At 74.6% G+C, this 21,893-nt stretch carries 20 protein-coding genes and 1 pseudogene; 13 read left to right on the plus strand and 8 right to left on the minus strand.

The annotated features are described in order from the left end of the window. The first annotated feature begins 79 nt into the window (after positions 1–79). The 7 genes from AB2U05_RS32470 (at position 80) to AB2U05_RS32500 (ending at position 9,509) form a co-directional block, all read left to right on the plus strand. On the plus strand, positions 80–3,613 hold the full coding sequence (locus AB2U05_RS32470; protein ID WP_369185119.1) for a ricin-type beta-trefoil lectin domain protein: 3,534 nt from the start codon (positions 80–82) through the stop codon (positions 3,611–3,613). Positions 3,614–4,058: 445 nt separating this feature from the next. Continuing rightward, positions 4,059–4,529 (plus strand): hypothetical protein, encoded by a 471-nt coding sequence (locus tag AB2U05_RS32475; protein WP_369185120.1) that lies wholly within the window; start codon positions 4,059–4,061, stop codon positions 4,527–4,529. A gap of 161 nt (positions 4,530–4,690) precedes the next feature. Beyond that, positions 4,691–5,764: a TIGR03617 family F420-dependent LLM class oxidoreductase gene (locus AB2U05_RS32480; RefSeq protein WP_107073212.1), complete on the plus strand. Its 1,074-nt coding sequence runs from the start codon at positions 4,691–4,693 to the stop codon at positions 5,762–5,764. 193 nt (positions 5,765–5,957) lie between these two features. Then, a complete protein-coding gene (locus AB2U05_RS32485) occupies positions 5,958–6,338 on the plus strand; it encodes a hypothetical protein (protein WP_369185121.1) in 381 nt (126 codons plus the stop codon). Then, on the plus strand, positions 6,335–8,155 hold the full coding sequence (locus AB2U05_RS32490; RefSeq protein ID WP_369185122.1) for a GMC family oxidoreductase: 1,821 nt from the start codon (positions 6,335–6,337) through the stop codon (positions 8,153–8,155). The genes AB2U05_RS32485 and AB2U05_RS32490 overlap by 4 nt, the downstream gene beginning before the upstream one ends. After that, positions 8,134–8,994, plus strand: a complete 861-nt coding sequence (locus tag AB2U05_RS32495) for a hypothetical protein (RefSeq protein WP_369185123.1) — start codon at positions 8,134–8,136, stop codon at positions 8,992–8,994. The genes AB2U05_RS32490 and AB2U05_RS32495 overlap by 22 nt, the downstream gene beginning before the upstream one ends. Before the next feature lie 23 nt (positions 8,995–9,017). After that, a complete protein-coding gene (locus tag AB2U05_RS32500) occupies positions 9,018–9,509 on the plus strand; it encodes a hypothetical protein (RefSeq protein WP_369185124.1) in 492 nt (163 codons plus the stop codon). A gap of 3 nt (positions 9,510–9,512) precedes the next feature. On the opposite strand, the gene AB2U05_RS32505 is transcribed toward AB2U05_RS32500, so the two are convergent. Both AB2U05_RS32505 and AB2U05_RS32510 read right to left on the minus strand, forming a co-directional pair. Next, a complete protein-coding gene (locus tag AB2U05_RS32505) occupies positions 9,513–10,391 on the minus strand; it encodes a class I SAM-dependent methyltransferase (protein ID WP_369185125.1) in 879 nt (292 codons plus the stop codon). Positions 10,392–10,670: 279 nt separating this feature from the next. Next, positions 10,671–11,192 (minus strand): annotated as a pseudogene (locus AB2U05_RS32510) (PadR family transcriptional regulator); the annotation flags it as partial. A gap of 161 nt (positions 11,193–11,353) precedes the next feature. On the opposite strand from AB2U05_RS32510, the gene AB2U05_RS32515 reads away from it, so the two are divergent. Next, entirely contained in the window at positions 11,354–12,697 is a 1,344-nt protein-coding gene (locus tag AB2U05_RS32515) for an MATE family efflux transporter (RefSeq protein ID WP_369185126.1), read from the plus strand. A 193-nt stretch (positions 12,698–12,890) separates the two neighbouring features. Next, positions 12,891–13,418 carry a DinB family protein gene (locus AB2U05_RS32520; RefSeq protein WP_369185127.1) on the plus strand — a complete coding sequence of 176 codons (528 nt, stop codon included), beginning with the start codon at positions 12,891–12,893 and terminating at the stop codon, positions 13,416–13,418. Here the strand turns inward: AB2U05_RS32520 and AB2U05_RS32525 are convergent. Then, entirely contained in the window at positions 13,405–14,838 is a 1,434-nt protein-coding gene (locus AB2U05_RS32525; RefSeq protein ID WP_369185128.1) for an MFS transporter, read from the minus strand. The two genes, AB2U05_RS32520 and AB2U05_RS32525, sit on opposite strands and share 14 nt — an antisense overlap. A 14-nt stretch (positions 14,839–14,852) precedes the next feature. Continuing rightward, on the minus strand, positions 14,853–15,443 hold the full coding sequence (locus AB2U05_RS32530; RefSeq protein WP_045700258.1) for a TetR/AcrR family transcriptional regulator: 591 nt from the start codon (positions 15,441–15,443) through the stop codon (positions 14,853–14,855). A gap of 75 nt (positions 15,444–15,518) precedes the next feature. Here AB2U05_RS32530 and AB2U05_RS32535 point away from each other — a divergent pair, with 75 nt between their 5' ends. The 4 genes from AB2U05_RS32535 to AB2U05_RS32550 all read left to right on the plus strand — a co-directional run bounded on the left by AB2U05_RS32535 (position 15,519) and on the right by AB2U05_RS32550 (position 19,563). Then, positions 15,519–15,665 carry a hypothetical protein gene (locus tag AB2U05_RS32535; RefSeq protein ID WP_369185129.1) on the plus strand — a complete coding sequence of 49 codons (147 nt, stop codon included), beginning with the start codon at positions 15,519–15,521 and terminating at the stop codon, positions 15,663–15,665. Between the two features lie 79 nt (positions 15,666–15,744). Next, positions 15,745–17,250, plus strand: a complete 1,506-nt coding sequence (locus AB2U05_RS32540; RefSeq protein ID WP_369185130.1) for a M28 family metallopeptidase — start codon at positions 15,745–15,747, stop codon at positions 17,248–17,250. A 233-nt stretch (positions 17,251–17,483) separates the two neighbouring features. Beyond that, positions 17,484–18,890: a dihydrolipoyl dehydrogenase gene (gene lpdA / locus AB2U05_RS32545; RefSeq protein ID WP_369185131.1), complete on the plus strand. Its 1,407-nt coding sequence runs from the start codon at positions 17,484–17,486 to the stop codon at positions 18,888–18,890. 232 nt (positions 18,891–19,122) lie between these two features. Further along, positions 19,123–19,563 (plus strand): DUF5709 domain-containing protein, encoded by a 441-nt coding sequence (locus AB2U05_RS32550; protein ID WP_045700262.1) that lies wholly within the window; start codon positions 19,123–19,125, stop codon positions 19,561–19,563. Positions 19,564–19,569: 6 nt separating this feature from the next. Here the strand turns inward: AB2U05_RS32550 and AB2U05_RS32555 are convergent, their stop codons facing one another. The 4 genes from AB2U05_RS32555 to AB2U05_RS32570 form a co-directional block, all read right to left on the minus strand. Beyond that, entirely contained in the window at positions 19,570–20,346 is a 777-nt protein-coding gene (locus AB2U05_RS32555; RefSeq protein ID WP_369185132.1) for a sigma 54 modulation/S30EA ribosomal C-terminal domain-containing protein, read from the minus strand. Positions 20,347–20,543: 197 nt separating this feature from the next. Further along, positions 20,544–20,882, minus strand: a complete 339-nt coding sequence (locus AB2U05_RS32560; RefSeq protein ID WP_045700266.1) for a GNAT family N-acetyltransferase — start codon at positions 20,880–20,882, stop codon at positions 20,544–20,546. A 66-nt stretch (positions 20,883–20,948) separates the two neighbouring features. Beyond that, positions 20,949–21,302: a zinc ribbon domain-containing protein YjdM gene (locus AB2U05_RS32565; RefSeq protein WP_369185133.1), complete on the minus strand. Its 354-nt coding sequence runs from the start codon at positions 21,300–21,302 to the stop codon at positions 20,949–20,951. Between the two features lie 101 nt (positions 21,303–21,403). Beyond that, positions 21,404–21,889, minus strand: coding sequence for an FBP domain-containing protein (locus AB2U05_RS32570; RefSeq protein WP_045700271.1), 486 nt, complete (start codon positions 21,887–21,889; stop codon positions 21,404–21,406). Positions 21,890–21,893 lie beyond the last annotated feature (4 nt).

A 21,893-nucleotide genomic window follows, 5' to 3' on the forward strand; every position in this document is an offset into this window, starting at 1 on the left:
GGCAGTGACCGCGGCAGCGGTTCTGGTCCTCACGACCGGCCTCTCGGGGTTCACTGCTCACGCTGTCGATGCGCCCGCGGTGCCGTCGCAAGCCGCGACCGACGCCGCCGCTGCGCAGCAGCAGGCGCAGCCGCCGGCAGGTGCGGCGGAGAAGGCCATTGCCGAGGCCAAGGCCACGCAAAAGAACGTTCCGGTCGACTCGCTCACGACCGAATTCAGTGAGACCTCCGCGACCCCGGAGGGGCATTTCGCCCTCACTACTCATCCGGACCAGCAGCGCGTTCGCCGCGACGGGGCCTGGCAGAAACTGGACGCGTCCCTCGCGGCCAACCAGGACGGCACGTTCTCCCCGAAGTCCGCCGCGGGTCAGCTGGTGCTGTCCAAGGGCGGGGACGGGCCGCTGGCGACCATGACCAGCGCGGACGGCAAGAAGCTGGCCCTGTCGGCCCCGTTCGCGCTGCCCGCGCCGGTCGTCAGCGGCGACAGCGTGCTGTACCCGTCCGTCGCGCCCGACATCGACCTGAAGGTGACCGCGACCAAGGCCGGCGGCTTGACCACGGTCCTCGTCGTCAAGACCCAGGCCGCCGCGGCCAATCCGGTCCTGAAGAACCTGCACTTCGACACCGCCACGGACGGCGTGACCGTCACGAGCGACGCGCACGGCAACCTCACCGCCGCCGGCGCGGACGGCAAGCCCCGCTGGATCGCCCGCACCCCGCAGATGTGGGACAGCTCCACCGCGCCGGCGGCGAAGACCCCCCGGGCGCACGCCGCGGCCCCGTCCGACATCCCCGGCCCCGCGGACACCGGCAAGGCCGCCGCCACCGGCTCGACCGCCGGCCCCGGCGCGGGCTCCAAGGTCGCCGACATGCCCCTCAAGGCGGGCGACAAGGGTCTCGACCTGACGCCCGACCAGGACCTCCTGGCCCACGGCACCGCCCCGTACTACATCGACCCCGACTTCCTGCCCTGGTCGCAGTCGGGCAACGGCTGGACCTGGGTCCAGTCGTCCCACGACGGCTCCAACAACTGGATGCGCCAGGGCAGCGCCAACAGCGACCACCCGGGCGTCGGCGTCTGCGGCTCCTACCCCAACGGGGGCAGCTGCTCGCCCTCCGACATCGAGCGCGCCTTCTACCAGTTCGACATCAGCGCCCTCAACGGGGCGATCATCAAGTCCGCGACGATGACGATGCAGGAGTACGTCTCCGCCGACTGGTCCTGCACCCAGACCTACCCGCTCCGACTGTTCCTCACCGGCGCGATCGGCAACGGCACGACCTGGTCCAACCAGCCCGGCCAGGTGGGCGGTCAGCTCGGCGACACCGCCATGGTCGGTGGCTCGGGCCAGGGCGCGTGCCACGACAACGTGGCGTTCTCCTTCGACATCAGCGGCGCGGTGAAGCAGTACACCAACAACGGCCAGCTGACCTTCGGCCTCTACGGCGACGAGAGCAACCAATACGCCTTCAAGCGCTTCACCTACCAGCCCGCGCTGTCCGTCCTGTACGACCGGATCCCCGACGTTCCGAGCAACCCCCACGTGTCCCCGACGCCCAGGACGGCCAACCCCGCAGGGACCAACCTGGCCTGCGGCGACGTCAACAGTGACCACTGGGCCTGGCTCGGCGCGGGCTCCGACCAGAACAACGCCGTCACCCTGAGCGCCACCGTCCACAGCCCCACCCAGAGCCAGCTCCACTCCTACGACCAGTTCTGGGACTACGGCGCTCCCGGCGGCATCGCCTACGTCGCCCAGGGCGACACGGCCGACGTCGCCAACGGCGGCACCACGACCTTCCAGGTCCCCGGCGGCCTGATCAAGGACGGCCACGCCTACGGCTACCGGATGTACGCCTCGGACGGGCTGAGCGGCGTTCCGCGCTCCGGCCCCAGCTACGACTGCTACTTCAAGGTCGACCTCGCCCCGCCGACCCTGAGCTTCCCGACCGCGGTCACCGACACCACCAAGCAGTTCCCGCCCTCGGGCAACGGCCAGACGGCACAGATCTACCCCGGGCAGAGCGGCGCCATCCCGTTCACCGCGACCGACCCGGCCCCCGCTGTCGGCTCCGCCTCGGGTGTGGTCTGCCTGCGCTGGAGCTTCGACCCGCAACTCGGCGACGCCGCCTGGCAGTGCGGCAGCGCCATGCCCAGCGGCCAGATCCCGGTGACCCCCGGACGATGGGGCACCAACGTCCTCTACGTCCAGGCCGAGGACAACGCCGGCAACCTCTCCCCGGTCGCCCAGTACTCCTTCTACGTGCCGTGGAACCCGAACAGCCCGGCCCCGACCTTCGGCGACGTCACCGGCGACGCCCTGCCCGACATCCTCACCGCCGACCCGAACGGCGACCTGCGCGCCTACAGCATCCCCGCCACCGCGCAGGCGGCCGCGCTCGCGGCGCCCAAGGCCAAGTCCCCCGGCGGCGACTCCTGGGCCAACTACCGCACCACCCACCGCGGCAGCCTGCGCGGCGGCACCAACCTCGACGACCTCTTCGCCCACAAGGACGGCGACAAGAGCCTCTACTACTACCTCAACCCCGGCGTGGCGAACATCTTCGACGCCAGCAGCACGCTGGCCAAGCCGGCCTGCGACCCGACCCTGACCGACTGCACCGGCTACAACGCCACCGACTGGTCCACCACCCTGCAGATCGCCGCCAGCGGCGACCCGAAGAGCAGCAACCTCGACACGAGCAAGAAGTTCCAGAACCGCACCGGCCTGTTCACCGTCGAGAGCAGCCCGGACGGCACCGGCGCCCTGTGGTTCTACCCGAGCGTCGGTGACGCCCTTCTCGGCTCGCCGACCAAGCTCGCCGGCACCGGCTGGAAGGGCTGGGACCTCATCTCCCCCGGAGACTGGGCCGGCCAGGGACACCCCGGCCTGTGGGCACGCAACCAGGGCTCGACGGGTGAACTGCGCGCCTACACCTTCACCCTGGGAACCGTCACCGTCCGCGACCCGTTCGGCGGCGGCGCCCCGTTCCCCACCCTCACCGGCATCGCCACCGACACCAGGATCGGCTGGGGCGTCTCCGCGTCCCGCTGGCCGGCGATCGGATCCGACGGCGACCTCACCGGCTCCGGATCACCCACCCTGTGGGGCATGACCGCCAACGGCGTCATCCAGATCTGGACCGGCCACTCCACCACCACCGACCCCTACTACACCTGGACCACCGGCCCGGACAGCGTCCTGAGCACCTACACCGCCAACGGTCCCGTCACCTACGCCGCCCAGACCGGCAAGTGCCTGGACGTCAACGGCGGCCTCTTCGCCCCCGGCGCCGCCGCCCAGATCTGGGACTGCAACTCCACCAACGCCCACTGGACCTTCCAGCCGGACGGCACCCTGCGCACCCTCGGCGGCTGCCTCGACGCCACCGCGATGGGCACCGCCAACGGCACCCCGCTGGAACTCTGGAACTGCGGCAACCTCTCGCCCAACCAGATCTTCCTGCCCAGGGCGGACGGCAGCCTCTACAACCCCTACTCCGGCCGCTGCGTCGACGTCCCCTTCGGCAGCGCCACCAACGGCGCCCGACTCGCACTCTGGGACTGCAACGGCGGACCCTCCCAGAAGTGGGTCCTCCCCGCCCGGAGTTGATCCCGTAGCACAGGGACCCGACCGGGCCGGGTGAGCCGCGACGCGGCTCACCCGGCCCACTCTCGTCCTACGGCAAGAGCCTGCTCGGCGGGAGTCGGAGAAAGGACCGGACAGCGCCCGGCGCCTGGTCCGCCGATAGCAGCAAGGGGCGTATGACTACTATCCGACAGTCATCATTTCCGGGGGGCGCCGGTTACCGGCGACGCACCGACCTGCAGGGGGGGACGGGCTGTGGCACGGCACGGACCCCGCCAGCCTACTTCGGGAAGCACGGCAAGGGCGGCGACTCGCTCCCCAACATCGGGAAGATCGTGAGCGGCTACGGGAACACGATCACCAGGGAGGACCAGAGGTGAGGGCCGCGGTATGGCGCGTGGCCGTGCCAGGGGTACTGCTGGCGCTCCTGGTCGGCTGGTACGCCTGGCCGGAGCCTGCGGAGCCCACCGTGCCCGTCGAGCAGGCACAGCACCGGATCGAGGCCGAACTCGCCGATGTCGCCGGGGCCTTCCACCCGGGGCTCCAGTGGGACGAGACGAAGTTCGAGAGCAACCCCGACCTGACCGGGCTCTGCGGAACGTCCGGGTGCAGGAAAACGGGTCGTACGGAGATGATCGCCGAACAAGCGGCCCGGGTCCGGATCGCCTCCACGCGGGGCCAGGAGGCGCTCGACCTCGTCCAGGCGCTCTGGGCGGGAAAGGGCTACCCGGTTGAACGCGACAAGGGCGCGGTGGAAGTGAGGGGCTCGGGGTTCACCCTCTGGTTCGCCGTAGGTGTGAACGGCTGCGCCGAGGCCCGAGTGACCCTGACCGATGTCACCGACACCACCGATAACAACGGCAACGGCGGTTTCCTCCGCGGACCGTTGAACTACGCCACCCAGTGCGCGACGGTCGACGACCCGTACTGGTCGCACTGACACTGCCGAGCCCGCCCGGTCCGGTGGGAGGGCTGTTCGCGGGCGGGGCCGGGGCGGCAGCGGGGGCGACGGCGGGGGCGGGTCGGGGCGGCGCTGACGGCGTGGCAGGCTGTCCGGGTACCCCGCAGCCCGCGACACAGCCCGCGACCAGGAGCACCGCCATGGACCGTCCCGCCGCGCCCCGACCCGCCGCGCCCCGACCGGCGCTGAGCCTCGACGCCGTCGCCTCCGGCCATCCAGCGGGCATCCTCGACGCCGCCGAGCGGGCCGAACGCCGGGGCATGGACCGGCTGGTGGTCGCCGAGACCGCGTACGACCCGTTCCTGCAGCTGGCGCGGGCCGCCGACCGGACGTCCCGGATCGAGCTGGCCACCGGCATCGCGGTCGCCTTCGCCCGCACCCCGATGACGCTGGCCTACCAGGCCTGGGGCCTGCACGCGGCCTCCGGCGGGAGGGCGGTGATCGGGCTCGGCTCGCAGGTCAAGCCGCACATCGAGAAGCGCTTCGGGATGCCGTGGGACCGCCCGGCGGCCCGGATGCGCGAGTACGTGCACGCGGTGCGGGCGATCTGGCACAGCTGGCAGACCGGTGAACGGCTGCGCTTCCGGGGCGAGTTCTACACCCACACGGTGATGACGCCGGTCTTCGCGCCGGACCCGATCCCGGCCGGGGCGCCGCGCATCCTGCTCGCGGGCGTCGGCCCGCTGATGACCCGCACCGCCGGGGAGGTGGCCGACGGCTTCCTCAGCCACCCCTTCTCCTCCACCGCCTACCTGACCGGGCAGGTGCTGCCCGGCCTGACCGCCGCCCGGGCGCGGGCCGAGGCCGAGGGCGCGGCGTGGACGGCGCGGCCGTTCGAGATCGTCGGCAACGTCCTGACCGCGACCGGGCGGACCGAGGAGGAGCTGGCCGCCAACCGGGCCGGGGTGCGCGAGCGGCTGGCCTTCTACGCCTCCACCCCGGCCTACCGCCCGGTGCTGGCGCAGCACGGCTGGGAGGCGCTGCAGGAGGAGCTGCACGCGCACTCGGTGCGCGGCCGCTGGGCCGAGATGGCGGCGCTGATCGACGACGAGGTGTTCGACACCTTCGCGGTCTCCGGCACGGTGGAGGAGGCGGCCGCGGAGATCCACCGGCGGTACGCGGGCCTGGTCACCCGGCTGTCCGTCAACCTGCCGGAGGACGCGGACCCGGAGCTGGGCGTGGACGTGCTGGCGGCGGTGCGGGCGCTGGGTTGACCGGGCGCGGTCGGCCGGGAACCGGTCGGCAGCCGACGCGATGTGACCGCCGCATGATCGGGAGTCGACCAACAGCGGGCACATTCGGGCAAGCGGCTCCGGGCGCGGACGGCGGGCGGCAGGATCGCGGGGACGAGCCGGGCGTGTCATGCCCCGGCCATCCGCTGCCGACCCCGGGGGTGCCCGCTTGCCCGTGTCCGACCGCCTTGCCGCCGGTGCGGGGCCCGCGCCGGGCGACGCGCCCGCCGACCCCGCCGACCTCGCCGACTACACGGATCTCGCCGACCTCGACGCGTTCCTGCGGCTCAGCGCCGAGCTGACCGGCTTCGACGTGCCCGAGCTGCGCGCCACCGGCCTGGCCGCCGAGCACCACCGCACCGCGCTCGCCCACCCCGCCCGCGACGAGCGGGCGCTGCTCCACCTCTGGTACGTCGGCTCCTGGCCCGGCGAGCCGCCCACCTCCCTCCGCGCCCACGACCAGGCCCTGGTCTGGCGGACCTTCCGCGCCGACCCGCCCGGGGCCACCGCCCCCGGCCACGGCAGCTGGGCCGAGGCACCCCGGGAGGAGCGGTGAGCGCCCAACCGCGGGCCCCGCGCTGGGACGCCGTCGTGGTCGGTGCGGGCTTCGCCGGCTCGCTGGTCGCCGAACGCCTCGGCGCCCGCGGCTGGCGGGTGCTCGTCCTGGAAGCCGGCCGCACCGTGCCGCCCGCCGCCGAGACCGCCGCCGCCCTGCGCGCCGCCGGCGGCGGCCCGCCCACCTCGCCCTACCCGCACCACCCCGACGCCCCCTCGCCCGACGTCACCGACCTGACCGGCCTCCCGGACGGCGGCTTCACCGCCACCGGCCACCTCGCCCAGTACGGCCCGCTGCCGTACGCCAGCGGCTACCTGCGCGCCAACGGCGGCACCGGACTGCTCTGGACCGGCCTCGCCCCGCGCATGCACCCCGAGGACTTCCGCACCGGCACCCTAGGCCAGGGCCGCGACTGGCCGATCGGCTACGCCGACCTGGAACCGTACTACCGGGAGGCGGAACGGGAGTTGGGCGTCGCCGCGGACGCCGACGAACAGCGCCGCGCGGTCGGGCTCCCGATCCCCGACGACTACGACTTCCCTATGCGGGCCGTCCCGGCCAGCCACCTCGACCGGCAGGTCGCCCACGCCCTCGACGGCCGCACCGTCCACGACCCCGCCATGCCCGCCCCCGCCCGACTCGCCGTCACCGCCACCCCGCACGCCCGCAACGGCCTGCCCACCCGGCCCGGTGACGCCGTACCCGGGCCGCCCTGCGCGGGCAGCGCCAGCTGCGTGCCGGTCTGCCCGACCGGCGCCAAGTACACCCCGCTGCGCACCCAGGCCCGCTGGGCGGCGGGCGTGGAACTACGCACCGAGGCCGTGGTCAGCCGGGTCCTCGCCGACCCGGCGACCGGGCGGGCCACCGAGGTCGAGTACCTGGCCGGCGGCACCCGCCACCGGGCGGCGGCGGACCTCGTGGTGCTGGCCGCGCACGCGATCGAGAACGCCCGGCTGCTGCTGCTCTCCGGCCTCGCCAACCGCAGCGACCAGGTCGGCCGCAACCTGATGGACCACCCGGCCCTGCTCACCTGGGGCCTGATGCCCCGACCGGTCGGCCCCTACCGGGGGCCCGGCTCCACCAGCGGCCTGGAGGCCTTCCGCTTCGGCCCGGCCCGTGGCCGCCGGGCGCCGTTCCGGATCGAGATCGGCAACTGGGGCTGGTCCTGGGCCGGCGGCACACCCGGGGCCGAGGCCGCCGCGCTGGTCGCCGCCGGTCTGCGCGGCAAGGAGCTGCGCGAGCGGCTCGGCGACCGGATCGGCCGCCAGTTCTCGCTCCAGTTCGAGCTGGAACAGCCCGCCGACCCGGCCAACCGGGTCACCCTCGACCCGACGCGGCGCGACCCGCTCGGGCTGCCGAGCCCGGCCGTCCGCTACGACCTGGACGAGTACGTCCGCGAGGGCATGGCCTCCGCCCGCGCCGTCTCCGATCAGCTGTTCGCCCTGCTCGGCGCCGAGGACCACACCGCCTACCCCGCAGGGCCGGGCTGGCCCGGCCGGCTCGAACACCGGGGCGTCGCCTACGGCTACCGGGGTGCCGGCCACGCCGGCGGCACCCACGTGATGGGCAGCTCGCCCGGCACCTCGGTGGTCGACCACTGGCAGCGCAGCTGGGACCACCCCAACCTGTACGCGGTCGGCTGCGGCTCGATGCCCTCCCTCGGCACCTCCAACCCCTCGCTCACCATGGCCGCCCTCGCGCTGCGCAGCGCCGAGCGGATGGACCGGGACCTGCGGGAGCTGCACCGGCCCGCCGCGCCCACGCCCCTTGCTTCCCCCCGACCTTCGGAGACGCCATGCCCCTCGGAGACGCCATGACCGGCCTGCCGCTGCCGCCCGTACCGGAGCCCTACCACCTGCCGTTCCACTACGGCGCGCTGCACAACATCGGCGTCGACTACCTGGTCGAGCCGCAGCGGGCCCGCGACCTGCTCGCCAAGCGCCACCCCGGCCTGGTCGCGGCCGTGTTCGACGGCGCGGCCTGCGTCTCCCTCAACTACCAGCTCTACTTCGCCCAGTACCCGGGCGGCGGCGGGGTCACCGAGGAGCTGGAGATCAACCTGATCGCCCACCCGGCGTTCGCCGAGGAGCGGATCCCGGCCCTCGACTACCGCCAGTACGCCCGGGGGCACGACCAGACCAAACTGCTCGGCATCGCCCGGCTGCACGTGCTCTGCGACAACCCGCTCGCCATCGACGCCGGCCGCCGCCTGTACGCCGAGCCCAAGCACCCCGGCTGGTTCGAGACCACCCTGCCCTCGCTCAACGCCCCCGCCGTGCACGAGCGTTGGTCGATCTCCTGCCGCCGGGCGAGCCTCGGGGCGGACGGCCTCACCCGGCACGACGAGGAACTGCTCGCCCTCGACGTCGACTTGACCGGCCTCACTCCCGAGGCCGTCACCAACACCCCGATCACCGGCTACGGCACCGACGACGAGGGCCGGCTGCTCGCCGGGCCGCTCAACGTCTACCAGCCGTACCGCTCCTACCCGTTGGACGACCGCACGGCCGGTCGCGTCCGCCTCGACCTCGGCAACCCCGCCGAGGAGCCGGCCCGCGACCTCGCCCACCTGATCGCCGACGCCCCGGCGGTCGGCGTCTGGACCTACCAGTCCGCGCCCGTCGCCGCCCACAACCGGGCGTACTACGTGCGCTGAGCCGGGCCCGGCGGCGGGGCCCTATGCTGACGGCCGAGATGGACGGCATGGACGGCATGGACGGCATGGACGACACCGAGGCCCTGAACCACCTGCACACCGGTGCCGACTACCTGCGGCTCGCCGAACGGACCGCCGACCCGGCGGTGCTCGGCGAACTCGCCCGCCGCGCCGAGTACCCGTTCGTGTGGCAGGCGATCGCCAGGAACGCCGCCGCGCCCACCGAGGCGCTGGCCGCGCTGGTCGGCCGCCGGAACAGCGACCACAACGACAACCGGCTGACGCACCTGCTCGCCGCGCACCCCGCCGTCACCGGCGCCGCCCTGGACGGGCTGGTCGAGTCGGTGGCCGCGCTCCTCGCCGAGGGCGAGCGGCCGTACGCGGCGGTGCTGCGGCTGGCCGCCCGGCCGGAGCTGCCCGCCGAGCGGATCCGGGCGCTCGGCCGGCTCCCGGGCGCCTCCGCCCGGCTGCGCCGCGGCATCACCCGGGCGCTCGCGGCACGAACGGCCGCGTGAGGCTCAGGCCCCGGGCACCGGCCGGGCGGCGCGGCGTTCGCGCAGAGTGCGCAGCACCCGGCGGGTGGCGCGGGTGGCGACCGGGGGGAGGAGGTCGAGTGCCAGCCGGCGCGGGGCGGAGCGCTGCGGCGGCAGGACGGGGGCCTTCACCCGGTAGTTGAGCCGCAGCACGCGCGCGCCGGCGATGGTGTCCTCGTCGACCGTGTAGCTCTCGGCCCGCCAGTCCCGCCGCAGCAGCACCCGGCGGGCGGCTTCGGCGTCGCCCCAGGTGCCGTAGAACTTCATCGGGGTGAGCAGCACCGGCCGCAGCCCGCCGGTGAAGACGGCCTCCCAGACGGCGGCGGAGACGCCCGGGGTGTGCTCGGAGCGGTAGTCGTCGAGGGCGATCAGGCCGTCCTCGACCAGGGCGGCCCGGGCCACCGCGATGTCGCCGGCGACGTGCTCGTACAGGTGCGAGGCGTCGACGTGGACGAACCGGCAGCTGCCGGCCGGGATCCGGCCGTCCGCGAGGACGGAGGTCGGCGCCTGGACGATCGCGGGCAGCTCGCTGTGGAAGGCCAGGTAGTTCGCCTCGAAGGCGCTGCGGGTGAGCGTCCGGCGGTAGGACATCTCCATCTCGGCGGCGTTCTCGCTGTCCCCGGCCTCGGAGTCGAACAGGTCGCAGACGGTCAGCCGCTCGCCGGGCGCGAGGTGGTCGCCGAGCAGGACGGCGCTGCGGCCGAGGTAGCTGCCCAGCTCCAGCAGGTCGCCGCTGAGGCCGGCCGCGGTCTGGGCGGCGAGCAGGTGGCGGAAGGCGGCCCGGTCGAGGCCGAAGAACCAGCCGGGGATGTCGTCCCGCTTCAGCGGGGCGGGCTGGTCGGCCGCGGTCTCTGTGGTGGGCACGGCAGCCTCCAGGGGTGGGACGGACGCGGAGACGGTGCACGCCGCGGCGGGTGAGCACCGAGGTCGTGTGGCGGATCATCATAGCGACGCCGGGCCCTGGTGGGACCAGGTGTCGAACACCGCGGATCCGGGCCGCCCACGGGCTCGCTCAGCCGTTCGGAACCGTTCGCTCCGGGGTCACTCCGGCCGGCGTCGGACGGTCGGTTCGAGCTTCGCCGGTTCGAGCTGTGCCGGTTCGAGCTGTGCTGATTCGAGCTGTGCCGGTTCGAGCGCTGCCGGTTCGAGCGCCGCGATCGTCTCGGCCAGCCAGGCGCGCTCGGCCGCCGTGGAGGCGCGGGCGACCAGCAGCATGCCCCGGCGGAACGGGTTGGGCTCCGTCTCGGCGCGGACCGGCTCCCCGTCGCCGTCGTAGAAGAAGCTGCTCGGCTCGTCCAGGAAGGCCAGCCGCCGGCGCAGCACCGCGCCCTGGCGGACCGGGTCGGCGAGGTGGTGGAGGAAGGCGGCGAGCGCGAAGAAGCGGATCTGGTCGGTGATCTCGGCCTGTTCCGGATCGGCCAGCCGCCGCTGGAGCTCGGCCCGGCCCTCGTCGGTCAGCTCCAGGGTCTGGCGCGGGGCGGCTCCGGTGCCCGGCTCGGTGCGGCGGCGCAGCAGCCCGGCCTTCTCCAGCCGGGTGATGGCCGGGTAGAGCGCGCCGTCGCTGACCGGGCGGACGTGCCCGGTCAGGCCGGTGATCCGGGACTTCAGCTCGTATCCGTGCAGCGGCTGGTCGTACAGGAAGCCGAGGATCGCGAGGGTCAGCACGTGCGGAGCCCTTTCGTCGGGTGCGCCGGGGAACGCGATCATGTTACCTCTTGCCGATATGCATCGATTCGATGTATCTCATATCGGTGTACCTCACTTCGAGGTACCACGATGCCTCGGCGATGCCTCGGCGAGGCATCAGCGATCCTCAGGGGGGAACCATGCGCGGACACCTGCGACGACTGGGCGCACTGGCCGGACCGGTCTACGTCGAACTCCTCTCCGGCGTCCTCGCCACCGTGGTGAGCACCTTCTGGGTGGCCCGCCTCGGCGCCCCCGCCGTCGCCGCCGTGACCCTGGCCGGCACCGTCGAGAACCTGCTGCTCGGCGTCATCCTGGTCGTCGCCTCCGGCACCAGCATCCGCCTCGCCCGCGCCCGCGGCGCCGACGACCCCGCCGAGCCCGCCCGGACCACCCGCGCCGCCTGGCGGCTCTGCGCCGCCGCCACGCTCGCCCTCGCCCTGCCCGGCTACCTGCTGCGCCACCAGCTCGCCGGCGCCTTCCTCGACGGCCGGGCCGCCGCCCTCGCCGCCGACTACTTCGCCGTCGCCCTGCCCGCCCTCGGGCTCTTCTTCGGGCAGCGCGTCGCCGACGAGCTCTTCAAGGGCGCGGGCGACACCCGCACCCCCATGCGGATCGCCCTGCTCTCCAACGCCCTGCTGCTCCTCCTCGACCCGCTGCTCGTCCTCGGCCCCGGGCCGCTGCCCGCCCTCGGCGTCACCGGCGCGGCGCTGGCGCTGACCGGCGCCCGGGCGATCGCCTTCGCCGTCACCCTGCGGCTGCGGCCCCGCACGGTTCCCGCGGCCGGCGGCGCGCCCGCCGGAGTCGGTGCCGCGGCCGGACGGATCCTGCGCGCCGGGCTGCCGTTCGGCCTGGACTTCACCGTCCGGATGGCCGTCGGCACCGCCCAACTCGCCCTGACCGCGGGCTTCGGCGTCGCGGCGGTCGCCGGGTACGGGGTCGGCTACCGGCTGCTGCTCGTCGCCACCATGGCCTTCTACGCGCTGCGCCAGGCCGCCGCGATCGAGTCCGCCCGCCTCGGCGGCGCTGGCGCGAGCGGGGCGTTGCGCGAACTGCACCGGGCCGTGGGCCGGTCGGCCGCGCTGACCGGGGCCGTCGCGGCCCTCCTCGCCGCGACGGCCGCCGGGCCGCTGACGGCGCTGTTCACGGGCGACCGGGCGGTGGCCGGGCAGTCGGAGACCTTCCTGCGGACGGCGGCGCTCTACCTGCTGCCGTACGCGCTGGTGGTCGCGCTCGGCGGCGTGTACCAGGGGGCGGGCGCCGGGCGGCCCGTGGTGGTCTCGGTCCTGCTCGGGCTCGGCGCCCAACTCGCCGCCTCGGTGGGCCTGTCGGGGCCGCTGGGCGTGGTCGGCGTGTGGACGGGGCCGGCGGTGGGGGCGGTCGTGCAGCTGACGGCGCTGATGCTGCTCGGGCGCGGCGCGGTCGGCGACCGGTCGACGCCGCATCGGGCCGTGCGGCCGCAGCACGAGCGTGCCGCCCGATAGCCGGCTGCGCGCAGGGCCGGATCGGTCCGGATGCGGTCCCTCTTCCCCCTCACCCGCACGGACCCACCCGCACCGACGGCCCGGTGGTGTGTCGGACCGTCAGTCGGCCCGTGGGTCGTGGCCGCACGTCAACTCGCGGACGGAGGCGAGCAAATCCCGTCGAGGGACCGGGCCTCGTGCCAAGGTGGTCCGCATGCAGACGCTCCCGGACGGGCGGCCGATTCCGCCCCCGCACGCCGATGAACGCGCCATGCTGGAGGCCTGGTTGGACTTCCACCGGGCGACGCTCGCGCTCAAGGTCGAGGGCCTGGACGACCGTCAGGTGCGGACGGCCTCGGCCGGGCCCTCGCCGATGACCCTGCTCGGCCTCGTCCAGCACCTCGCCGAGGTCGAACGCCAGTGGTGCCAGCGGGTGTTCGCCGGCCTCGACGCGCCCGCCCCGCACGGGGACGACGGCCGGAACGGCTTCGCGCTGACGCCCGACCGCGGCATGGCCGACGCGCTCGCCGAGTGGGACGCGGAGGTCGAACGCGGCCGCGCGCTGATCGCCGACGCCTCGCTCGACGACCCCGGGCACCTGCTGCCCCAGGACGCGGCCGCGCTCGGCTTCGCGACCGTCTCGCTGCGCTGGATCCTGCTGCACCTGATCGAGGAGTACGCCCGCCACAACGGCCACGCCGACCTGCTGCGGGAGGGGATCGACGGGGTCACCGGCGTGTGAGTGCCGGTTGCGTCGCCTCGGCGGGCAGGCGGGCGGCGAGCAGGATGCCGGCCGCTGCGACGGCGGCGAGCGCGGACGCGCCCGGTGCGAGTGCGGCGCCGGGTGCCGTCCGTCCGGCGATGGTGGTGGCCAGGGCGACGCCGAGGGCCGGGCCGACGTTGAGCACCGTCTGCTGCAGGCCGCCCGCCACCCCGGCCTCGGCGGCGGGGGCGCCCCGGACGATCGCCACGGTGGCGGTGGCCATCACCGTGCCGAACCCGGCCCCCAGCAGCAGGAAGCAGCCGCCGACCTCGACGGCTCCCGCGCCCGGGCCGAGCCGCGCGATCAGCAGCGCGCCCCCGGTGATCAGCGACGTCCCCAGCAGCAGGGCGCCGCGCGGGCCCCGACGCTTCGCCGACGTCGCCGAGGCCGGCGCCGCGAGGACCATCGCCAGGGCCAGCGGCGCCGCGCGCACGGCGCTGCGCAGCGGGCTCAGGCCGAGCACGTCCTGCAGGTAGTAGGTGGCGAGGAAGAGCGTGCCGAACAGCGCCGCCGAGGCCGTCAGCAGGATGCCGAGCGCCGGGGCCACCGCCGCCGAGCGGAGCAGGTCGAGCGGCAGCAGCGGACGGGCGGCGCGCCGCTCCTGCCGCAGCAGCGCCAGGCCGAAGCCGGCGGAGGCGGCCAGGCCGAGCAGGGTGGGGGCCGACCAGCCGGTGCCCGGCAGGGCGGTGAGCGCGTGCACCAGGCAGGCCAGCGCGAGTGCCAGCAGGGCCGCGCCCGGCAGGTCGAAGCCGGCGCGGCCGGCCGCCGGTTCGGGCGCTGCCGCCGGGACGGCCAGCGGGCCCCGGGCGAGCAGCCCGGCGGCCGCGGCCAGCGGGATGCCGAGCAGGAACACCGCCCGCCAGCCCAGGTGGGTGGTCAGCGCGCCGCCGACCAGCGGCCCGGCGGCCGCCGCCAGCCCGATCGCGCTGGTGCGGGCCGCGATCGCGCCGGGCAGCCGCTCGGCGGGCAGCGCGGTGCGCAGCAGGCCCAGGGTGGCGGGCTGCAGCAGGGCGCCGGCCACGCCCTGGAGGACCCGCAGGGCGATCACCCAGCCGATGCCGGGGGCGAGCGCGATCCCGGCGGAGGCGGCGGCGAAGCCGGCCACCCCGAGGGTGAAGAGGCGCCGGTGGCCGTAGCGGTCGCCGAGCCGGCCGGCCGGGACCAGCAGGGCGGCGACGGTCAGCAGGTAGCCGGTGCTGGTCCACTGGACGGCGGGGACGGAGGCGTGCAGGTCGTGCTGGAGGGTGGGCTGGGTGACCGTCAGGACCGTTCCGTCCAGGGCGACGAGGACGGCGCCCGTCACGCTCGCGGCGAGGACCAGCCCGGGGCGGGGCGCCTGCCGCACCGGGCGGCCGGACGTCACCGGCTGCGCGGCCCCGGCCGGCTGTGCGGGCCGCATCGGCCGGGCGGGCCTCACCGGGCGGCCGGGCCGAGGTGGGCGTCCAGGGCGGCGCGCAGAACCGGTTCGAGGTCGTCGCCGCCGGTGGCGAGCCCGAGGCTGCCGGTGGCGCGCAGCTGGGCGAGGCCGTGCAGGTTGGCCCACAGGGCGGCGGTGGCGGCGGTCGGGTCGTCGGAGTCCGGGTGGCACTCGCCGACCAGCCGCGCCATCGTCCGGAACAGCGGCAGGGTGGTGCGGCGCAGCTCGGCGCCGCTGCCCTCCAGCAGGTCGTGGCGGAACATCAGCTCGAACATGCCCGGGCTGGCCGCCGCGAAGGCGAGGTAGGCGCGGGCGAGCGCGCCGAGCCGGGTGCGGGCGTCCGCGCCGGTGCCGGCGGCGAGCGCGTCGGCGCCGGCCAGGGTGTCGGTGAGGCGGCCGAAGCCCTGCCGGGCGATGGCGGAGAGCAGTTCCCGGTGGGTGGGGAAGTGGCGGCGCGGTGCGCCGTGCGAGACGCCGGCCCGGCGGGCGATCTCGCGCAGGCCGAGCGCGTGGACGCCCTCGCTGTTCACCAACTCGACGCCGGCGGCCACCAGTCGGGCCCGCAGGTCCAGCTCCTGATCGATCATGGGCCACTGTCTAGCAGGTGGGCGTAGACACTGTCTACTCGCGGTCCGGGGCGCGGGAGGAGCAGAATCGGCGGCATGGACGAAGGCGGCGAGCCGGTCTGCTGGCTGGACCGGGTGTGCCCGGAGTGCGGACGGCTGCGCGAGCGGCCCGGCCCCGAGCCGTGCGAGAACTGCGGCGCGGGCGAGGAGGGCGGCGACAGCCGGAGCGGCGACTCCCGTTGACCGAATCGTGTGATGGGCTTGGCAAGGGCTTTGCCGTCCTGTCCAATCGTGACTTCACGGACCGTCTGAAGGAGCTCTCTTGAAGTCGCGTACCCGTCGGCTGACCGCCGCCGCCCTGGCCGCCCCGCTGCTGCTCGCCGGGGCCGGCCCGGCCGCCGCCGACCCCGATCCGGCGCGCAAGGCCGCCAAGCTCGCCGCCCGGCTGGTGGCGGCCAGCAGTGCCGAGGACGCCCACGACACCCTGGCCGCGTTCCAGCGCATCGCCACCCGCAACGGCGGCACCCGGGCCGCCGGCTCCAAGGGCCACGACGAGTCGGCGCAGTACGTCTACGAGCAGGCGCGCCTCGCCGGGCTCAAGGTGTCCCGGCAGGAGTTCGTGTACACGTACTTCGAGGCCCGCGCGCAGCGGCTGGAGGTGCTCTCGCCGCAGGCCGAGACCGTGCCGGTGATTGCGATGACCTACTCGGCGAGCGGCCCGGACGGCGGCCTGACCGCCGAGTTGGGCGTCGCACCGGTCGGCGCGGCCACCGGGTGCACGGCCGCCGACTACCCGGCCGGCTCGGTCGCCGGGAGGATCGCGCTGATCCGGCGCGGCGGGTGCAGCTTCGCCGCCAAGCAGGCCGCCGCGGCCGGGGCGGGCGCGGTCGGCGCGCTGGTCTACAACAACGCGGACGGCGACCTGAACGGCACCCTCGGGGACCCGGCCGCCGGGAAGGTCCCGACCGGCGGGATCTCCCGGGCCGCCGGCGAGGCGCTGGCCGCGAAGGCCGCCGCCGGGCCCGTCCGGGTGACCCTGGACATCCGCACCTTCATGGAGGCGCGCAGGACCTGGAACGTCCTCGCCGAGACCAGGGGCGGCGACCCGGCGAACACCGTGATGGTCGGCGCGCACCTGGACTCCGTGCCCGCCGGGCCCGGCATCAACGACAACGGCTCCGGCTCGGCCGGCATCCTGGAGGTGGCGCGCAACCTGAACGTCCACCCGGTGAAGAACAAGGTCCGCTTCGCCTGGTGGTCCGCCGAGGAGTTCGGCCTCAAGGGCTCCGAAGCGTACGTCAACTCGCTCTCCGACGCGGACAAGAAGAAGATCCGGCTCTACCTCAACTTCGACATGATCGCCTCGCCCAACTTCGCGCAGTTCGTCTACAACGGCTCCGGCAGCAGCGGCGGCGGCGCCGGCCCCGAAGGCTCGGCCCAGATCGAGCGGGACCTCACCGGCTACCTCGACGGCCGGGCCGTCCCGCACGAGCCGACCGCTTTCAACGGCCGCTCCGACTACGGCCCGTTCATCGACGCGGGCATCCCGGCCGGCGGCACCGACACCGGCGCCGAGGTCGTCAAGTCCCCGGAGCAGGCGGCCCGTTACGGCGGCACGGCGGGCACCGCCTTCGACCCCTGCTACCACCGGGCCTGCGACGACCTGGCCAACCTCGACATGGGCGCCTTCGACGTCAACATCGACGTGATCGCCCACGCCGTCGGCACCTACGCCTGGGACCTCTCCTCCCTCCAACGCCCCGCCCCGGCCCAGCGCCAGGCCGTCACCGCCCCCGCCGGCGGCGACGCCCACGGCCTCACCGCCTGAGCCCCGCCTGAGCCCCGCCCGATGCTCCTCCGGGCCCGCCGACCACCGGAAGGCGGGCCCGGAGGTGCGCCGGTGCCCGGCACCGTAGCGGACGCCACTGACAACCCGCCCTCCGGCCGGGTACGGTTCCGCGCGGTGCGCGTCCGCCGAGACCCGGTGGGTGCGCCGGGTCCGGTCCTGACACCATGGGACCGAGATCACGACACCGTGACACCCTCGGAGGAGTCAGCAACATGAGCACGCACTACGACGTCGTCGTCCTCGGCGCGGGCCCCGGCGGCTACACCGCCGCCGTCCGTTCGGCGCAGCTGGGCCTGAAGACCGCGATCATCGAGGCCAAGTACTGGGGCGGCGTCTGCCTCAACGTCGGCTGCATCCCCTCCAAGGCCCTGCTGCGCAACGCCGAGCTGGCGCACATCTTCACCAAGGAGGCCAAGACCTTCGGCATCAAGGTCGAGGGCACGGTGAGCTTCGACTTCGGCGAGGCGTTCAAGCGCAGCCGGGTGGTGGCGGACGGCCGGGTCAAGGGCGTCCACTACCTGATGAAGAAGAACGGCATCACCGAGTACGACGGCTGGGGCACCTTCGTCGACGACCACACGCTGCAGGTCGCGCTGAGCGGCGGCGGCTTCGACGTGGTGACCTTCGACCACTGCATCATCGCCGCCGGTGCCACCACCCGCCTGCTGCCGGGCACCAAGCTGAGCGACCGCGTGGTCACCTACGAGGAGCAGATCCTCACCGAGGAGCTGCCGGGCAGCATCATCATCGCGGGCGCCGGCGCGATCGGCGTCGAGTTCGCGTACGTGCTGCACAACTACGGCGTGAAGGTCACCATCGTCGAGTTCCTGGACCGGATGGTGCCGCTGGAGGACGTCGAGGTCTCCACCGAGCTCGCCAAGCAGTACCGCAAGCTGGGCATCGAGGTGCTGACCTCCACCCGGGTGGAGTCGATCGACGACAGCGACCCGAACGCCAAGGTCCGCGTCACCGTCAGCAAGGACGGCCAGCAGCAGGTGCTGGAGGCCGACAAGGTGCTGCAGGCGATCGGCTTCGCGCCGCGCGTCAACGGCTACGGCCTGGAGAACGCCGGGGTCAAGCTGACCGACCGGGGCGCCATCGCGGTGGACGGCCGGGGCCGCACCAGCGCGGACCACATCTTCGCGATCGGCGACGTCACCGCGAAGCTGATGCTGGCGCACGCCGCCGAGACGATGGCCGTGATCGCCGCCGAGACCATCGGCGGGGCGGAGACCATGGAGGTCGACTTCGCCATGATCCCGCGCGCCACCTACTGCCAGCCGCAGATCGCCTCCTTCGGCTACACCGAGGCGCAGGCCCGCGAGCTGGGCCACGACGTCAAGGTCGCGAAGTTCCCGTTCACCGCGAACGGCAAGGCGCACGGCCTCGGCCACCCGATCGGCTTCGTCAAGGTGATCAGCGACGCCAAGTACGGCGAGCTGCTCGGCGCCCACCTGATCGGCCCGGAGGTCACCGAGCTGCTGCCCGAGCTGACCCTGGCGCAGCAGTGGGACCTCACCGTGCACGAGGTGGCGCGCAACGTGCACGCCCACCCGACCCTGGGCGAGGCGGTCAAGGAGGCCATCCACGGCCTGGCCGGGCACATGATCAACATGTGACGCGCACCCTCCCGCCACCGCCCCGCCGAGCGACCGCCCGGCGGGGCGGTGGCACGTCCGGGCCCGGCAGCCCCTGCGGAGATCGCCGCCGCATGGGACTCTGGGGAGTGAACCCGGACGGACCGCCGCCGTCCGGGCCCGGCGGTCGCCCGCCGTACGGACGGGCAGTGGCCGGGCACCGGTGCGGTCGGCTCGGCCGGCGAAGGAGGAACTCGTGTCGGACGAAGCGTTGATGGGCGACCAGGTGTACCAGCCGGACGGCTCGGAGGTGCAGGACGACATCGGGCCCCTGGAGCCGGAGGACACCCTGGAGGACCGCGGCCTCGACTCGGCGCTCGACGAGGGCTACGCGCCCCCGGAGCGCCCGCTCGGCGTGCGGCGCCACGGCGTGACCGCGGCGGAGCAGCGGGTGCGCGAGAGCCTGGACCAGCGGCTGGCGGAGGAGCTGCCGGAGGTCGCGGCGCCGGACGGGGACGGCATCGGCGACTGCTACGGCACCGACGGCGAGCCGCTCGACCCGGAGGCCGGCGAGGTGCGCACCGGGCGGCTGGTGCTGTCCGCGGGGTCGCGCAGCGACCTGATCGCGGAGGACGTGGGGATCTCGGGCGGCGCCGCCTCGGCGGAGGAGGCGGCCATGCACACCACGGACGACCCCGAGGCCGTCATCGAGTGACGGGTGTCACGGTAGGGCCGGGCCGGGTCGGTCCCGGCCGGCGATCAGCCCGAGGTTCCCGTCGAAGCGGCGGTAGAGCACCCGGCCGCGCCCGTTCGCGGGGTGCGCGAAGAACAGGAACGGCAGCTCGGCGGCGGTCAGCCGGTCGACGGCCTCCTCCTCGGTGAGCCGGGGCGCGCCGTGCGGGCTGAGCGTGATCGGCGTGCGGCGGCGGGCCGCCGGTCCGGCCGGGAGGGTGCGGGCCAGCCGGTAGCCGGTCGGCCCGACGCGGTAGACGACGGCGTCGGTGCCGGTCGCCGGGTCGGTGAACAGGTGGATGTCGTAGTCCATCGCGTCCATCGTGCGGGCGGCCGCCTCCGGCGTGCAGCGGACGAGCCACGGCCGCTTGCGGCGGACGATGTGCCGGGTGCCCTCCGCCGGCAGGCCGACCGGGACGGGGGCGGGAGGGACGGCGGAGGCGGCCCAGGGGCGGGGCACCCAGGCGCCGGTGGCGGCCCGGATCCGGGCGCGCAGCGCCTCCGCGACCCGGTCGAGCGGGTCGCCCGGGCCGGCCGCCGCGGCCTGGACCCGGATGCGGCGCCCGTCCACCTCGGCGTTCACCTGGGCCAGCACCCCGTCGTGCGCCAGGAGGCCGCCGGCCGCGGCGGCCAGCCGGATCCGCAGCGCCTCCACCAGGGTGCCCTGCCCGGCGGCCGCCGCGACGGCGGCGACCCGGGCCCGGGCCTCGGCCAGGACCTCGCCGGGAACCGCCCCGAACGTCCGTACCGTCACCAACTCGCCCATCGTCCAGGCCCTTTCGCCACACGGGCGCGGCCGCTCGGCCGGCCCGGCGACCAGCATGACCGACCCCGCGCCGGCCGGTCCAGGGCCCAACGGCCCCCTGGCGCGCCGGGCGCGTGCGCCCGGCCGGATCCGGCCGTCCCGTGCGCGGTGCCGGTGGTGAACGGGTGGACGGGAGAGGCCTGTTGGTCGAGTCCGGGTCAGCGCAGGTGCGCGCGCAGCCACTCGGAGACCTCGGGGGTGACCGGGTCGGTGATGTCCGCGAACTCCTGGTGCTTGACCAGGAACTTGGCCACGTACGGGCAGACCGGCACGAGGCGCAGCCCCTTCGCCCGCACGTCGGTCAGCGCCTCCTCGACGAGGCGGCCGGCCAGGCCCTGGCCGGCGTACGCGTCGTCGATCTCGGTGTGGAAGAAGACGCGCTGCGCGTCGCGGTCGCGGTACTCGGTGAAGCCGGCGAGCTCGCCGTCGACGTGGATCTCGTACCGCTGCCGCTCCGCCGCGTTCTCGACGACGACGCTGCTGCTGGACGTGGACATGGGTCGCCTTTCGGTGGGGAACCTTGCGGTGAGGAACCTACCGTGCGGCGGGGAAGGCCGGTCCGGTCAGGCCTTCTTGACGACGCTGGACTTGAGCTGCATGGCGCCGAAGCCCTCGATGCGGCAGTCGATGTCGTGGCCGTCGACGCCGTCGACCAGGCGGATGTTGCGGACCTTGGTGCCGGCCTTGATCCCGGAGACGCTGCCCTTGACCTTGAGGGCCTTGACGACGGTGACGGTGTCGCCGTCGTTCAGCACGTTGCCGACCGCGTCCTTGATGACCCGCTCGCCCGGGCCCGACTCGGCGCCGGCCGCGGCGGGCTCCCACTCGTGGGCGCACTCGGGGCAGACCAGCAGCGCGTTCATCTCATAGGTGTACTCGCAGGAGCAGCGGGGACACGGGGGCAGGTTGTCGCTCATGCGACGAGGGTATCCGACCTGCGGAAACGTCCCGGACCGGCGGAGCGCCCGGCAGGGTGTGCGCGGACGGCTCGGGGCGGCTCGGGACGGCTCCGGGCGGCTCAGGCGGTGACCTTGGCGACGAAGGCGGCGAGGTTGGCCACCGTGCGCCGGACCTTCTCCTCCAGGCTCAGCGACTCGTGCAGCTTCGTCCCGACCTCCCGCTTCCCGCGCACGTACAGCGAGCAGGCGAGGTCGGCGCACATGTAGGCGCCGACGGAGTTGCCCTGCTTGCCGGCCGCCCCGGCACGCGGCGCGACCAGCAGCGAGACGCCGCCGGTGTGGGTGGTGACGCAGAGCGAGCAGATGCTGCGCCGGGCCTGCCAGGAGGCGGCGCCGGAGGAGCGCAGGGCGACGGCGACGGTGCGGCCGTCCAGCTCGGCGGCGAGGTAGGCGCGGTCGGGGGCCTGCGGGTCCCGCCAGCCGAGGAAGTCCAGGTCCTCCCACGGCCGTTCGGCCAGGTCGCGGGGGACGTGCAGGCGCTTCGCCTCGCCCTTGGTGCAGTTCACGAAGGCGGCGCGGATCTCCGGTTCGGTCAATGGCTTCATAGGA

Source organism: Streptomyces sp. Y1, assembly GCF_041053115.1.
GTDB classification, from domain to species: Bacteria; Actinomycetota; Actinomycetes; order Streptomycetales; family Streptomycetaceae; genus Kitasatospora; species Kitasatospora rubellomurina.